The sequence below is a fragment of the Streptomyces aquilus genome, from assembly GCF_003955715.1.
Lineage (GTDB): Bacteria > Actinomycetota > Actinomycetes > Streptomycetales > Streptomycetaceae > Streptomyces > Streptomyces aquilus.
Map to the genome: position 1 here is coordinate 2,151,499 of NZ_CP034463.1, position 14,641 is coordinate 2,166,139.

Here is a 14,641-nt window from a genome sequence, read left to right on the forward strand (position 1 = left end):
TTGGGCCGCCGACCGTGCGGGCGAGCGGCTGCGGGGGTGGCCATGACCGAGAACCGGGGCATCGCACATCTGGTGTGCGGGCGGCGGGCCAAGTGGGTCGTGCTGGTGCTGTGGCTGGTGCTGCTCTTCCTGACGGCACCTCTCGCCTCCAAGCTCACCGACGCCCAGGACAACGACGCCGCCTCCTGGCTGCCCGGCTCCGCCGAGTCCACCCAAGTCCTCCAGATCTCCGAGAACTTCAGGCCCGAGCAGATCCCCGCGGTCGTCATCTACGCGCGCGAGAGCGGCCTCACGGCCCAGGACAAGGCGCAGATCCAGGAGGACGCCCGGCAGCTCAGGCAACTCCGCGACCACGGCGTCCGCGGCGCCGAGACCCGCGGCCCGGCCTACGACCGTGAGACGAACCCGCGGGCGGCACAGATCTACGTCCCCATCACACAGGACGAGAAGGGCTGGGAGGAGATCGCCCCCGCGGTCGACTCCATCCGGGACATCACCGGGAAGGGCGGCGCCGGCCTCGCCGTGCACGTCACGGGCCCGGGCGGCACCTCCGCGGACTTCTCCAAGGCCTTCGAGGGCATCGACTCCACGCTGCTGCTGTCCGCGATGGCCGTGGTGATCGTGATGCTCCTGATCACCTACCGCAGCCCGACCCTCCTGATCGTCCCCCTGCTGTCGGTGATCGCGGCCCTGTTCACCGCGCAGGCCTTCATCTACCTGCTGGCCGAGCACGCGGGCCTGACGGTCAACGGCCAGAGCGCGGGCATCCTCACGGTTCTCGTCTTCGGCGCGGGGACGGACTACGCCCTGCTCCTGGTGGCCCGCTACCGGGAAGAACTACGTCGTCACGAGGACCGCCACGAGGCCATGGCCCTGGCGCTGCACCGGGCGGGCCCGGCGGTGATCGCGTCCGGCGCCACGGTCGTCCTGAGCATGCTGGTCCTGCTGGCCGCCGAGATGAACTCGACGCGAGGCCTCGGCCCGGTCGCCGCGATCGGCGTCGCGGTCGCGCTGCTGGCGATGATGACCCTGTTCCCCGCCCTGCTGGTGATCTGCGGCCGCTGGATCTTCTGGCCGGCGATCCCGCACTTCGGTTCGGCCGACCCCACGGAGCGGGGCATCTGGGCGCGCACGGGCCGCCGTATCGCCCGCCGCCCCCGCATGATCTGGGGTGTCACGGCACTGGCCCTGGCGATCTGCTCCCTGGGCCTGATCCAGTTGCGCGCGGCGGGCATCAGCAACGCGGACGCGTTCACCGGCAAGCCCGACTCGATCGTCGGCCAGGAGGTCTCCGCGCGGTACTTCCCGGCGGGCAGCGGCGACCCCTTGGTCATCGTCAGCAACCAGGCGCAGGCACGGCAGGTGGGCGAGGCCGTGGCCGGCACCCGAGGCGTCGTCCCCGCCTCACTGGGCCTGCCCCCGGGCACGAAACCCTCGTACGACGGCCAGGTGCTGTTCGAGGCGACGATGACCGCCCCGTCCGACAGCGAGGCCGCCAAACAGACGGTCGAACGCGTCCGTGACGCCGTCCACGCGATCCCGGACGCCGACGCCCAGGTGGGCGGCGGTACGGCGGCCCTGCTCGACATGGACAAGGCCACCGCCCATGACAACAAGCTGATCATCCCGCTCGTCCTGGTCGTGGTCATGCTGATCCTGTGCGCCCTGCTGCGGGCCCTGATCGCCCCGCTGCTGCTGGTCGGCACCGTGATCCTGTCGTTCGCGGCGGCCCTGGGGCTCAGCGCGCTCGCGTTCAGGTACGTGTTCGACTACGCGGGCGAGTCGACGGACTTCCCCTTGTTCGTCTTCGTCTTCCTGGTCGCCCTGGGCATCGACTACAACATCTTCCTCACGACCCGCATCCGCGAGGAGGCCGCCCGCCAGGGCACCCGCCCCGGCGTGGTGACCGGCCTCGCGGCAACCGGCGCGGTGATCACCTCGGCGGGCCTGGTCCTGGCCGGCACCTTCGCCGCCCTGGGCACACTCCCGATGGTCGCCTTCGCGGAGATCGGCTTCGCGGTGGCCCTGGGCATCATCCTGGACACGTTCGTGGTGCGGTCGGTGCTGGTGACGTCGCTGTTCCTCGACGCGGGGTCGAAGGTGTGGTGGCCGCACCGGCTGTCGAAGGAGGACGGGGGCGCAACGCCCCCAGGGGCGCGGGGAACTGCGCGACAAGCCACATCGAACCCGCACTGACCCGACGGCCCGAGCCCTACGGCGCTGTCTTCCTACGGCCGTCTTCCTACGGCTGTCGTCCTACGGCGCTGTCTTCCGAATCAGCGCCAAATACATCGCATCGGTCCCATGCACATGAGGCCACAACTGCACATCAGGCCCCTCACCCAGCTCGGGCACCCCCGGCAGCAAAGGCCGCGCGTCGATCAACTCGGCGTCCGGCACCTGTTTGAGCACGTCCTGCACCACGGCCCGAGTCTCGGCGAGGTGAGGCGAACACGTGGCGTACCCGACCACCCCACCCACCCGCACGGAGTCGAGCGCGGTCCGCAACAGCCCCCGCTGCAACGGCCCGAACCCCTCAAGGTCCTCAGGCCGCCGACGCCACCGCGCCTCGGGCCGCCGCCGCAACGCCCCCAGCCCGGTGCACGGCACATCCATCAGCACCCGGTCGAAACTCCCGGCCCGCCACGGCGGCTGCGTACCGTCCGCGGCGATGACCTGGTACGGCCCGGGGTTCCCGGCCAGCGCCTTGGCCACGAGCCCCGCCCGGTGCGGCTGCTTCTCGGAGGCGAGGAGCATGGCCCCCCGCTCGGCGGCCAGCGCACCGAGCAGCGCGGCCTTGCCTCCCGGCCCGGCACACCCGTCGAGCCACTTCTCGTCCGGCCCGTCGAGCGGCGCGTTGGCCAGGGCGATGGCCACCAGCTGGCTGCCCTCGTCCTGCACCCCGGCCCGACCGTCCCGCACGGCCTCGATGGCACCGGGCTCGCCGCCCTCGGCCAGCCGTACGGCATAGGGCGACCAGCGCCCGGCGACGGCGGCCTCCTCCCGCAGCAGCTCCTCTGTGGTGGCCCGCCCGGGCCGGGCGACGAGCGTCACCTCGGGCCGTTCGTTGTCGGCGGCGAGCAGCGCCTCGATGCCCGCGCGCCCACCCCCGAGGGAGTCCCAGAGCGCGGACACGACCCACCGCGGATGCGAGTGCACGACGGCCAGATGATCCTCGGGATCGTCGTCGTAAGGCGGCGCTACCTTGGCGACCCACCCCTCCAGATCGTCCTGCGCGACCTTCCGCAGCACGGCGTTGACGAACTTGGCCCGTCCGTCGCCCAGCACGACCCGGGCGAGCTCGACGGACGCGGACACGGCGGCATGCGTGGGAATCCGGGTCCCGAGCAGCTGATGCACCCCGAGGCTCAGCACGTCCAGCACCGGTGGGTCGACCTCACGCAGCGGCCGGTCGATGCACGCGGAGATGACGGCGTCGTACGTCCCCTGCCGCCGCAGTGTCCCGTAGACCAGCTCGGTCGCGAGCGCGGCGTCACGCCCGTCGAACTTGTCGGGACCCTCCTTCTCCCGCGCCTTGCGCAGCAGCGGCGGCAGTACGAGGTTGGCGTACGCGTCCCGCTCGTCCACGGCCCGCAGGGCCTCGAAGGCGAGGATGCGGACGGGGTCCTTCTTGGGCCGACGGTAGGGCTTGCCGGACGTGCCGGGCCGACGGGGCTGGTCGCTCACGAAAAAGGTGCTCCGGATGTGTGGAAGGAATACGCACCAAGCGTACGTCCCCCACGTCGGCGCGCTAGCGGCCGACGACCTCTCCCTCACCGATGCGCACCCCGCGCGCCCAGTCGGCGGCCCGCATCGGCTTCTTGCCCTGCGCCTGCACCCACAGCAGCTCGACGGCGTAGGAACCGGTGCCGACATGGACGCTGTTCTTGCCGACGGCCAGCTGCCCCGGCGCGAGGTCGGTCCGCTCGGGCACGGGCGTGACCTGGATGAGCTTGAGCCGCTCACCCCGGAAGACGGTCCAGGCACCGGGAGCGGGCGTGCACCCGCGCACGACGCGGTCGACGCGCAGCGCCGGAGTGGCCCAGTCCACCAACGCGTCCTCGACGGTGATCTTCGGTGCGAGCGTGATGCCCTCGTTCGGCTGCGGTACGGCCTTCAGGGTGCCGTCCTCGATGCCGTCCATGGTCGCGGCGAGCAGCCCGGCACCGGCGAAGGCGAGCCGGGTGAGCAGGTCACCGCTGGTGTCGGTGGCGCGGATCTCCTCGGTGACCGTGCCGTACACGGGACCGGAGTCGAGCCCTTCCTCGATGAGGAAGGTGGAGGCGCCGGTGATCTCGTCGCCCGCCATGATGGAGTGCTGCACGGGCGCGGCCCCACGCCAGGCGGGCAGCAGCGAGAAGTGCAGGTTGACCCAGCCGTGGGCGGGGACGTCGAGGGCGACGCGGGGCAGCAGGGCGCCGTAGGCGACGACAGGGCAGCAGTCGGGCGCGATCTGCCTCAACCGCTCCAGAAACTCCGGGTCCCGCGGCTTGAGGGGCTTCAGCACCTCGATGCCCGCCTCCTCCGCCCGCTCCGCGACCGGGCTCGCGACCATCCTCCGCCCCCGCCCGGCGGGCGCGTCGGGCCGCGTGACGACAGCGGCCACCTCGTGCCGCCCGGAGGCGAGGAGAGCGTCCAGGGCGGGAACGGCGACTTCGGGGGTACCGGCGAAGACGAGCTTCATGGGTGGGTTGGGGCCTCTCGGGCGAGCGGATGACCGGGCAGCGCCCAAGTCTATGACCGCGAACGAAAACGCGCCGACGGCACCGACCCACGGACGGAACCGGCCCACGGACGGAACCGGCCCACGGACGGCACCGACCCACGGAAGAGCCGGCCCCCCTCTCCCAAGGCGCGAACCCGCCACCCCCGGCGCACGCATATGCCACCACGCCCCCACTGCGTGACCAGCGGAGCGCAAACGCGTTGGTCAAGAAAGAGTTGACCACAACGGGCCGCACTTGCGGCCCGATCCTTTTCAACGCCGGTTCGAGAGGCTTGTTCATGGCCGACCACGCAACCCACGACGCCCAGGCTCGGGCCAGCCTGCACTTGCTGGTGCGGGACATCGAGCGGGTCCGCCGGCAGGTGGACGCGTTGCGCACGCTCACCGCCCAGTTGGGCAACGTCTACCGCCCGCGCCGCTCCGGCCCCTCCACGGGCTTCGTCGTCTACGGACGCGCCCCCGCTCCGACCGTGCGCCTCGCACAGGAACTGCGGGACAGTGTCGAGACCCTGGTCACGGCCGCGGTCGACTTCGACCGCTCGCTGGGTTTCTCCTGGGACGCGGTGGGCTCGGCACTCGGCGTCACCAAGCAGGCGGTGCACCGCCGTTACGGCGCGCGCCGCGCCGCGGCCCAGGCGACGGCCGAGGCCGAGCGGGCCACGGACACGTCGGCCACCCGCACGGTGGGCGTCAACACCGGCATGCCCACGATGCCGACGGTCCCCGCGGCCCGCTCCATGCCGACCCAGCCGACGGCCGGCAGCCCGGCCCTGCGCGACGAGGTAAGACCCACAGCCTTCCCGGGCCCCCGCAACGGCTGACCCTCCACATCCCCCTGCCCTCCCGAACCTCTCGGGAGGGCAGCCGCATACCTGCCTCCTGGAGCAGGCCACGCACCGCCCGCACCCCGCACAACCCACGGCACCGCCGCCGAGCACCACGAACGGCTCGCACAACTCACAACTCGCCCCGCACCCGCACCCGCACCCGCACCCGCACCCGCACCCGCACCCGCAAACAGCCCGTCACCCAATATCCGGCGGATCAACCCGCACCCGCACAGCAACCTCCCCCCCAACCCCCCCACGAGCCATCCGCGCAGCCTGTGCAGCCTTGAGCGCAGCAGCCAACGCCGCCCCCCTCCCCGGCGGCACCCGAATCAACGCCCGCTCCCACCGCTCCCCCACCGGCGGCGCCCCCACCCGCCGAGCCCCCCTCACCGCGGTGACCGGCAACGGCACAGGCCCCAACACCTCAGCCTCCCCCGGCAGTTCCACCGCTCCCAGAAACGCCGCAACCCCCTCCGGCGGCCCGGAGACCGCCGCCATCCGCGACACCGGGGGAAACCCCAACTCGGCCCGCTCCGACAGCTCCCGCACCGCATGCCCGACGGGATCCCACCGCACCAACGCCTGCACAGGCCGCAACGTCGGCTCGGCAACGACGACCACGGTCCCCCCAGCCCCCTGCGGCCGCACCAACGCCGCCGCCGCGATCCACCGCCGCAACGCGTCCTCACCGGCCCGCAGATCGGGCCGCCCGAGCATGGCCCACCCATCGAGCAGCAAGGCCGCCGCATACCCGCCCTCGGCGACCGGCTCGGCCCCCGGCGTGCTCACCACCAGCGCGGGCGCCCCCGGCACGGTGTCCAGCACATGCTCCCGCCCGGACGTCCGCACCGGCACCGCAGGAAACGCCCGCCCCAGTTCCTCCGCGGTCCGCCGGGCCCCCACGACCTGGGCGCGCAGCCGAAAACCACCACACTCAGGACAGTGCCAGGCGGCTTCTTCCTGTCCGCACCACCCACACTTCAGTGCGTCCACACCCTCCTGCCCCTCCAAGGGCCCCGAACAGTGCCGACATCGAGCAGGCGCCCGGCAGTTGGCACAGGCCATGCGCGGCACGTACCCCCGCCGAGGCACCTGCACGAGCACCGGCCCCTGCCGCAACCCGTCCCGAACGGCCTGCCAGGCGAGCGTCGGCAACCGGGCGGCGCGGGCGGCCTCGTCCCGCGCGAGATCCCCGTCCCCCACGGTCCGTACCAGCGGCGCAGCCCCCCGCACCTGCTCCCGCGAGGCGACGAGCGGCCGCGCCCACCCGGTCTCGACGAGCTGCGCCGCCTCCACGGTGCAACTCCAGCTCCCCAGCAGAAACCCGCACTTGTCCTGAGCGGCCCGCAGCAACAGCACTTCCCGCGCATGGGGCTGCGGCGCATGCGGCTCGCTGTGGCTGTCGTCCCCGTCGTCCCACAGCACGACCAGCCCGAGGTCCCGCACGGGGGCGAACATGGCGGCCCGCGTCCCCACCACGGCCCGCACACTGCCCCGCCGCACGGCGAGCCACTCCCGATACCGCTTCTCGGGCCCGGCATCGGCGGTGAGCACGGCATGCCGCCCTTGCCCCAGCAAGGCGGTCAGCGCGGCATCGACACGTGCGACGGCCCGCCCGTCGGGCAGGACGACAAGGGCCCCCCGCCCCGAGGCCAGCGTCGCACCGACAACCCGAGCAATCTCCTCGCTCCACTCCCCCCCAGGAAGTGCATTCCACACAGCCCGCGGCGAACCCCCGCTCGCCAGCGCCTCCAGAAACGCGCCCCCATGCTCGTACCGCGCCCAGGACCCCACCTCGGGCACCGCAGGCGGCGGCAACGGCGCAGGCGAGGGCCTCTGCTCGGCCCGCGCACTGCGCGGCGGCACGGCGAGCTGCAGCACATCGGCAAGGCTCCCGGCATACCGGTCGGCGACAGCACGGGCCAGCCCGAGCAGCTCCTCACTCAGCACAGGTTCAGGCGACACGACCTGCGCCAAGGCGGCCAGCGGCCCCGAGTAATCGGTCTCGGCGACCCGCTCGACGAGAAACCCGTCGATCAGCCCCCCACCCTCACGCCGCCCGTCCCGCACTCGCCCCCGCCCGGCCCCGAACCGCACCCGAACCCGCACCCCGGGCTGAGCCTCGGCGTCGAGCTCCTCCGGTACCGCGTAGTCGAAGTACCGATCCAGATGCAGCACACCTTTGTCGACCAGCACCCGAGCGACAGGCAGCTCCTTCGCGAGCGCGGCCCCCCGCCAGGTCCGCGGCTTCGCCCGCGGTACCTCAGCCTTCCGCACACTCTCCCGAATCAACGCAAGCTGCTCAGGCGGCGCCCCCTCACCCCGCCCACCATCCCGCTCATCTCCGCTGCTCACGCAAGCATTCTTACCAAACCCCACTGACATCCGACGGCGCCCAGCCCTCCGACGACCACCCGCCCGCGACTCCACGGAGATCACCGACAACCGATCCCGCATCAGCCTGCCCAGCGCCGAGGACGACTACGATTTCCGGTTCTCGGCCACGGTCCGCCGGCGCCCGCTGAATGTCCCGGCCAACGCCCCGGTGGTCAACTCGGCCGACCCGGCGATCGAGGCGGTCCTCGACGGCTTCGGAGCTTCCCCATACGAGGACGGCCCCGACGACTTCACCACGTTCCCGCCCGGCGAGCCCTCCGCATAAGAAACGCCGAGGCCCGGCGTCCCGAAGGGACGCCGGGCCTCGAAAACTCTCGGAAGCCGAGCCTTAAAGCCCCGCAGCCTTCCGCAGTGCCTCCACCCGGTCCGTCTTCTCCCACGTGAAGTCGGGCAGCTCACGGCCGAAGTGGCCGTACGCCGCCGTCTGGGCGTAGATCGGGCGGAGCAGGTCCAGGTCGCGGATGATCGCGGCCGGGCGGAGGTCGAAGACCTCGTCGATGGCCTTCTCGATCTTCTCGGCCTCGACCTTGGCGGTGCCGAAGGTCTCCACGAAGAGACCGACCGGCTCGGCCTTGCCGATCGCGTACGCGACCTGCACCTCGCAGCGGGAGGCGAGGCCCGCCGCGACGACGTTCTTGGCGACCCAGCGCATCGCGTACGCGGCGGAGCGGTCGACCTTGGACGGGTCCTTGCCGGAGAAGGCGCCGCCACCGTGGCGGGCCATGCCGCCGTAGGTGTCGATGATGATCTTGCGGCCGGTGAGGCCGGCGTCGCCCATCGGGCCGCCGATCTCGAAGCGGCCGGTCGGGTTGACCAGCAGGCGGTAGCCCTCGGTCTCCAGCTTGATGCCCTCGTCGAGGAGCGCCTTCAGCTCCGGCTCCACCACGAACTCGCGGATGTCGGGGGCCAGCAGGGACTCCAGGTCGATGTCCGACGCGTGCTGCGAGGAGACCACGACCGTGTCGAGGCGGACGGCCTTGTCACCGTCGTACTCGATGGTGACCTGCGTCTTGCCGTCGGGGCGCAGGTAGGGGATCGTGCCGTTCTTGCGGACCTCGGACAGACGGTTCGACAGACGGTGCGCCAGGAAGATCGGCAGCGGCATCAGCGTCGGCGTCTCGTCGGTCGCGTAGCCGAACATCAGGCCCTGGTCGCCGGCGCCCTGCTTGTCCAGCTCGTCCTCGTCGCCCTCGACGCGGGACTCGTAGGCGGTGTCGACGCCCTGGGCGATGTCGGGGGACTGCGAGCCGATCGACACGGACACGCCACAAGAAGCGCCGTCGAAGCCCTTCTTGGAGGAGTCGTAACCGATCGCGAGGATCTTGTCCCGCACCAGCTGCGGGATCGGGGCGTACGCCTTGGTGGTGACCTCACCGGCCACGTGCACCAGGCCGGTCGTGATCAGGGTCTCGACCGCGACCCGAGAGGTCGGGTCCTCGCGCAGGAGCGCGTCGAGAATGGTGTCGCTGATCTGGTCAGCGATCTTGTCGGGGTGACCCTCGGTCACGGACTCCGAGGTGAAGAGACGACGGGACACAACGCTCCCTGAGGTTGCAGCGGCTGCTGGCTGATCATTGGCGGACGGGACGGGGGCTGCGCCCGGCATCGTCCGAGAACAGTTTATCGGTCGCACTCGGCCACGGGCTCACCCGTCTCGATTCTCGGGGGCACTGTGACCTGCGGCACGGGCATTCTGCCCAATGTCGAGCGAGCTTGGCCAGGGCCGCCACGCCTCAAATACTGAGGTTCGAGTGCGCTGTGAAGTGAATGCAACATTCAGCCCAGGCGCCCGGCCACCAGGTCCCACACGATTTCGGCCAACGCCTCCTTCGGCCCGTGCGGAACCGGCGTCTCGCTGCCGTCGGCGCCGAGCACCACCGCTTCGTTCTCCTCCGCCCCGAAAGTCTTGCGCTCCCCCACCTCGTTGACGACGAGGAGGTCGCAGCCCTTGCGGGCGAGCTTGGTGCGGCCGTTGGCCAGCACGTCGTCCGTCTCGGCGGCGAAGCCGACGATGACCTGTCCGTCGCGGGCGCGGTCGGCCGAGATCTCGGCCAGGATGTCCGGATTCCGCACCAGCACGATGGGGTCCGGCTCCTGGCCGTCCTTCTTCTTGATCTTCCCGGTCGCGTAGTTCTCGGGTCGGAAGTCCGCGACCGCCGCCGCCATCACCACCGCGTCGGCGTCCGCGGCCGCCTTCAGCACCGCCTCGCGCATCTGTACGGCGGTGCCGACCGGGACGACGTCGACGCCCGCCGGGTCCGGCAGGCCGGTGTTCGCGGCGACGAGGGTGACCCGGGCACCGCGCGCGGCGGCGGTGCGGGCGAGGGCGTACCCCTGCTTGCCGGAGGAGCGGTTGCCGAGGAAGCGGACGGGGTCGAGCGGCTCTCGGGTGCCGCCGGCGCTGACGACGACATGGCGGCCGGCGAGATCGGGCTCCCGCACTCCGCGCGCGAGGACCCGGCGGCACACCTCGAAGATCTCCCCCGGGTCGGGCAGCCGGCCCTTGCCGGTGTCGACGCCGGTGAGCCGCCCGACGGCGGGCTCGATGACGACGGCGCCGCGGCGGCGCAGCGTCGCCACGTTCTCCTGGGTGGCCGGGTGTTCCCACATCTCCGTGTGCATGGCCGGGGCGAAGACGACCGGACAGCGGGCGGTCAGGAGCGTGTTGGTGAGCAGGTCGTCCGCCAGGCCGTGGGCCGCCTTGGCGAGCATGTCGGCCGTCGCCGGGGCCACGACGACCAGGTCGGCGTGCTGGCCGATGCGGACGTGCGGCACCTCGTGGACGTCGTCCCACACCTCGGTGGAGACGGGGTGGCCGGACAGGGCGGACCAGGTCGCCGCGCCCACGAAGTGCAGCGCGGAGGCGGTGGGGACCACGCGCACGTCATGGCCCGACTCCGTCAGTCTCCGCAGCAGCTCACAGGCCTTGTACGCGGCGATGCCACCGCTGACCCCCAGCACGACCCTCGGCTTGTCCACCAGGTCTCCCATCCCTCGAACCCAGGACTCCATCCTGCATCACAGCGGGGGGACGGCCCCCGCACCCCCGAGCAGACCACAGGCCCGACAGTCGCGCTGCCGGGCCTGTGGAAAAGCAAACTGCAATCTGAAAGTACTACTGCGCCGGGCCCTCGACGGCCTCGGACGTCAGCAGACCCGCGTTGATCTCGCGGAGCGCGATCGAGAGCGGCTTCTCGTGGACGTGGGTGTCGACGAGCGGACCGACGTACTCGAGGAGGCCCTCGCCGAGCTGCGAGTAGTACGCGTTGATCTGACGGGCGCGCTTGGCCGCGTAGATCACGAGGCTGTACTTCGAGTCGGTGGCCTCGAGGAGCTCGTCGATCGGAGGGTTGATGATGCCCTCGGGCGCGGTGATGGAAGAGGACACGCTCTGCCTTCCGAAAGTTGGGATGAGATCTAGAAAACGATCACACAACGTCCATCAAGGCTAGCAGCTCGCGCGCCACGTCCTCGACGGAGGTGTTGACCAGGGTCTCGTCGAACTCGGGCTCGGCCGCCAGCTCCACCTTCGCGGCGTCGAGACGGCGCTCGATCACCTCGGGCGGCTCGGTACCGCGTCCGGTGAGTCTGCGCACGAGCTCGTCCCAGGAGGGAGGGGCCAGGAACACCAGCTGGGCCTCGGGCATGGACTCCCGGACCTGCCGGGCACCCTGGAGGTCGATCTCCAGCAGGACGCCCTCTCCCGCCTCCAGCCGCTCCAGGACGGCCTGGCGCGGGGTGCCGTAGCGGTTGCCGGCGAACTCGGCCCACTCCAGCAGCTCGCCGTTGGCGATCAGCTTGTCCATCTCCTCGTCGCTGACGAAGAAGTAGTGGACGCCGTGCTTCTCGCCGGGGCGGGGCTTGCGGGTCGTCGCCGACACCGAGAGCCAGACCTCGGGGTGTTCCTTGCGCATATGGGCGACGACCGTGCTCTTGCCGACCCCTGAGGGGCCGGAGAGCACGGTCAGCCGCGGACGTACGTCCGGGGGCTCGGGGGTCGTCCCCCGGAATGTTGCAGCCATGCAGCGATTATTCCAGCAATCCCGGAGTGCCCGGGACTCCCGGTCCGGCGGAGGCCGGACTCAGGAGCCGGTGCTGCCGAACTCACGCTCCAGGGAAGCGATCTGGTTCGAGCCGAGACCACGCACGCGGCGGCTCTCGGAGATACCGAGTCGCTCCATGATCTGCTTGGCGCGGACCTTGCCCACGCCCGGCAGGGACTCGAGCAGCGCGGAGACCTTCATCTTGCCGATGACGTCGTTCTCCTGGCCCTGCTTGATGACCTCATGAAGAGAGGCGCCGGAGTGCTTGAGTCGATTCTTGACCTCGGCCCGCTCCCGGCGAGCCGCGGCGGCCTTTTCGAGCGCGGCTGCGCGCTGTTCAGGGGTAAGGGGCGGAAGAGCCACGCCTACGTCACCTCGGATGTTGAACTGTCGGATACGGACCGGTGAGGAACCTAGTCGCCCCACACCTGGGGAGCCACGAGCAACACGCTTGCCCACTGACTCTGCTCGGAGACTAGCGGCCAACTCCGCCAGAGTCAGCGAGAACAGCGGAAAAGTCCTGGTCAGCCTCCGTCAGGCCGGACATTTCAGACAAACTGCCCCGGATTTGAGGATGTATTCAGACTCAAGTCGGCCGGGGAACACTCATCGGAGGACTCGGGAGAACGTCTCGAACGCCGCGAACGACCGTCATACGAGCGCCACGGCCGCCTTGATCTCCTCCGCGAACCGCTCCGCGGACTCCCGCAGCGCGCCGACGTCGGGACCGTGCCGCAGCACGCCCCGGCTGACATTGGGCAGGACGTTGCGCAGCACCCCGCCGAACACCGCCGGCAGATCGGCGGGGGTGGCCCCCTGGGCGCCGATGCCGGGCGCGAGGAGCGGGCCGTTGATGTCCAGGTCGTAGGAGGACAGATCGCCGAGTGTGGCGCCGACGACCGCCCCGAAGGAGCCGAGAGGCTCCTCGCCCTCGTTCTCGGCCGCGAGGTGCGCCAGCATCGTCGCGCCGACGTTACGGCCGTCCGCGCGGACCGCGTGCTGCACCTCGCCGCCCTCGGGGTTGGAGGTCAGCGCCAGCACGAACAGGCCCGCGCCGCTCTCCCGCGCCAGCGCGATCGCCGGCGAGAGCGAGCCGTAGCCGAGGTACGGCGAGACGGTCAGCGCGTCGGAGAACAGCGGCGAGTCCTTGCGCAGGAAGGCCTCGGCGTACGCCGCCATGGTCGAGCCGATGTCGCCGCGCTTGGCGTCCATGACGATCAGCGCGCCGCCCTTGCGCGCCTCCTCGACGGTCTTCTCCAGGACGGCCACGCCGCGCGAGCCGAAGCGCTCGAAGAACGCGGCCTGCGGCTTGAAGACGGCGACCCGGTCGGCCAGCGCCTCCACGACCGTACGGCTGAACCGCTCCAGGCCGGCCACGTCGTCGTTGAGGCCCCACTCGGTGAGCAGGGAGGCGTGCGGGTCGATACCGACGCACAGCGGGCCGCGCTCGTCCATGGCCCGGCGCAGGCGGGTGCCGAAAGAGTCGGTCATGCGGTCTCCCTCACATCGGCGCCGACGGCGTCGGCGAGCGTGGCGTACGGGCTCGTGCGCAGACGCGCGGCGAGTCCCTTGTGGATGGCTCGGCCCCAGAAGGGCCCTTCGTAGATGAACGCGCTGTAGCCCTGTACGAGCGTGGCACCGGCGAGGATGCGCTGCCAGGCGTCCTCGGCGTTCTCGATGCCGCCGACGCCGACGAGGGTGATCCGGTCGCCCACGCGCGCGTAGAGGCGCCTGAGCACCTCCAGCGAGCGCGCCTTCAGGGGCGCCCCGGACAATCCGCCGGTCTCCTTCACCAGCGAGGGTTCGGACGTCAGACCCAGACCCTCGCGCGCGATGGTGGTGTTCGTGGCGATGATCCCGTCCAGACCGAGCTCGACGGCCAGGTCGGCGACGGCGTCGACGTCCTCGTCGGCGAGGTCGGGCGCGATCTTCACCAGGAGCGGGACACGACGCGAGGGGACCGTACGGTCGGCGGCCTCGCGCACGGCGCTCAGCAGGGGCCGCAGGGACTCCGTGGCCTGTAGATTCCGCAGCCCCGGGGTGTTCGGGGACGACACGTTCACGACCAGGTAGTCGGCGTACGGCGCGAGCCGCTCGGTCGACTTCACGTAGTCGGCGGCGGCCTCGGCCTCCGGTACGACCTTGGTCTTGCCGATGTTGACGCCCACGACGGTCTTGAAGACGGGTGTACGGGACGCCAGGCGGGCGGCAACGGCCAGCGAGCCCTCGTTGTTGAAGCCCATGCGGTTGATGAGCGCACGGTCCTTCACGAGCCGGAACAGCCGCTTCTTGGGGTTGCCGGGCTGGGCCTCCCCGGTCACGGTGCCGATCTCGACGTGGTCGAAGCCGAGCATCGACATGCCGTCGATCGCGACCGCGTTCTTGTCGAAGCCGGCGGCGAGCCCGAAGGGGCCGTGCATCCGGAGACCGAAGGCCTCGGTGCGGAGTTCCTTGTGGCGGGGCGCGAGGGCCGCCGCGACGAACGTGCGCAGGACCGGGATCCTGACGGCCAGCCGGATCCAGCGGAAGGCCAGGTAGTGGGCCTTCTCGGCGTCCATGCGTTTGAAGACGAGGTTGAAGAAGATCTTGTACATGGTGTCCTCACGAAGACGTGGTGTCCTCACGAAGAGGGGGACACCGTTTCC

Annotated in this window: 12 protein-coding genes; 2 read left to right on the plus strand and 10 right to left on the minus strand. The window is 71.1% G+C overall.

Annotation, left to right across the window (positions count from 1 at the left end):
• Window positions 1-42: 42 nt before the first annotated feature.
• Complete coding sequence (locus tag EJC51_RS09910) at window positions 43-2,196, plus strand: MMPL family transporter (protein ID WP_126270737.1); 2,154 nt, start codon at window positions 43-45, stop codon at window positions 2,194-2,196.
• Between the two features lie 60 nt (window positions 2,197-2,256).
• On the opposite strand, the gene EJC51_RS09915 is transcribed toward EJC51_RS09910, so the two are convergent.
• Both EJC51_RS09915 and fmt read right to left on the minus strand, forming a co-directional pair.
• Window positions 2,257-3,687 carry an RsmB/NOP family class I SAM-dependent RNA methyltransferase gene (locus tag EJC51_RS09915; protein WP_126270738.1) on the minus strand — a complete coding sequence of 477 codons (1,431 nt, stop codon included), beginning with the start codon at window positions 3,685-3,687 and terminating at the stop codon, window positions 2,257-2,259.
• Between the two features lie 64 nt (window positions 3,688-3,751).
• A complete protein-coding gene (fmt, locus tag EJC51_RS09920) occupies window positions 3,752-4,684 on the minus strand; it encodes a methionyl-tRNA formyltransferase (RefSeq protein WP_126270739.1) in 933 nt (310 codons plus the stop codon).
• A gap of 320 nt (window positions 4,685-5,004) precedes the next feature.
• On the opposite strand from fmt, the gene EJC51_RS09925 reads away from it, so the two are divergent.
• The gene (locus tag EJC51_RS09925; protein WP_126270740.1) at window positions 5,005-5,547 is read left to right on the plus strand and encodes a hypothetical protein; all 543 of its coding nucleotides are present in this window, start codon (window positions 5,005-5,007) and stop codon (window positions 5,545-5,547) included.
• Window positions 5,548-5,751: 204 nt separating this feature from the next.
• Here the strand turns inward: EJC51_RS09925 and EJC51_RS09930 are convergent, their stop codons facing one another.
• The 8 genes from EJC51_RS09930 to EJC51_RS09965 all read right to left on the minus strand — a co-directional run bounded on the left by EJC51_RS09930 (window position 5,752) and on the right by EJC51_RS09965 (window position 14,590).
• Window positions 5,752-7,941: a primosomal protein N' gene (locus tag EJC51_RS09930; protein WP_425276785.1), complete on the minus strand. Its 2,190-nt coding sequence runs from the start codon at window positions 7,939-7,941 to the stop codon at window positions 5,752-5,754.
• 340 nt (window positions 7,942-8,281) lie between these two features.
• Window positions 8,282-9,490, minus strand: coding sequence for a methionine adenosyltransferase (gene metK / locus EJC51_RS09935; protein WP_079308752.1), 1,209 nt, complete (start codon window positions 9,488-9,490; stop codon window positions 8,282-8,284).
• Window positions 9,491-9,729: 239 nt separating this feature from the next.
• Window positions 9,730-10,932, minus strand: coding sequence for a bifunctional phosphopantothenoylcysteine decarboxylase/phosphopantothenate--cysteine ligase CoaBC (gene coaBC / locus EJC51_RS09940; protein WP_126270742.1), 1,203 nt, complete (start codon window positions 10,930-10,932; stop codon window positions 9,730-9,732).
• A 136-nt stretch (window positions 10,933-11,068) separates the two neighbouring features.
• The gene (rpoZ, locus tag EJC51_RS09945) at window positions 11,069-11,341 is read right to left on the minus strand and encodes a DNA-directed RNA polymerase subunit omega (protein WP_003982715.1); all 273 of its coding nucleotides are present in this window, start codon (window positions 11,339-11,341) and stop codon (window positions 11,069-11,071) included.
• Between the two features lie 40 nt (window positions 11,342-11,381).
• On the minus strand, window positions 11,382-11,975 hold the full coding sequence (gene gmk / locus EJC51_RS09950; RefSeq protein WP_097261474.1) for a guanylate kinase: 594 nt from the start codon (window positions 11,973-11,975) through the stop codon (window positions 11,382-11,384).
• 60 nt (window positions 11,976-12,035) lie between these two features.
• Window positions 12,036-12,359, minus strand: a complete 324-nt coding sequence (locus EJC51_RS09955) for an integration host factor (protein WP_003977346.1) — start codon at window positions 12,357-12,359, stop codon at window positions 12,036-12,038.
• 288 nt (window positions 12,360-12,647) lie between these two features.
• The gene (gene pyrF, locus EJC51_RS09960) at window positions 12,648-13,487 is read right to left on the minus strand and encodes an orotidine-5'-phosphate decarboxylase (RefSeq protein ID WP_126270743.1); all 840 of its coding nucleotides are present in this window, start codon (window positions 13,485-13,487) and stop codon (window positions 12,648-12,650) included.
• The gene (locus EJC51_RS09965) at window positions 13,484-14,590 is read right to left on the minus strand and encodes a quinone-dependent dihydroorotate dehydrogenase (protein WP_126270744.1); all 1,107 of its coding nucleotides are present in this window, start codon (window positions 14,588-14,590) and stop codon (window positions 13,484-13,486) included. Before EJC51_RS09965 ends, pyrF begins: the two co-directional genes overlap by 4 nt.
• Window positions 14,591-14,641: the final 51 nt, after the last annotated feature.

What these genes read in the sequence shown, in the direction of transcription:
- EJC51_RS09910 (WP_126270737.1), top strand. Translation starts at nt 43, where the DNA reads ATGACCGAGAACCGGGGCATCGCACATCTGGTGTGCGGGCGGCGGGCC.
- fmt (WP_126270739.1), bottom strand. Translation starts at nt 4,684, where the DNA reads ATGAAGCTCGTCTTCGCCGGTACCCCCGAAGTCGCCGTTCCCGCCCTG.
- EJC51_RS09925 (WP_126270740.1), top strand. Translation starts at nt 5,005, where the DNA reads ATGGCCGACCACGCAACCCACGACGCCCAGGCTCGGGCCAGCCTGCAC.
- EJC51_RS09930 (WP_425276785.1), bottom strand. Translation starts at nt 7,941, where the DNA reads ATGTCAGTGGGGTTTGGTAAGAATGCTTGCGTGAGCAGCGGAGATGAG.
- gmk (WP_097261474.1), bottom strand. Translation starts at nt 11,975, where the DNA reads ATGGCTGCAACATTCCGGGGGACGACCCCCGAGCCCCCGGACGTACGT.
- pyrF (WP_126270743.1), bottom strand. Translation starts at nt 13,487, where the DNA reads ATGACCGACTCTTTCGGCACCCGCCTGCGCCGGGCCATGGACGAGCGC.
- EJC51_RS09965 (WP_126270744.1), bottom strand. Translation starts at nt 14,590, where the DNA reads ATGTACAAGATCTTCTTCAACCTCGTCTTCAAACGCATGGACGCCGAG.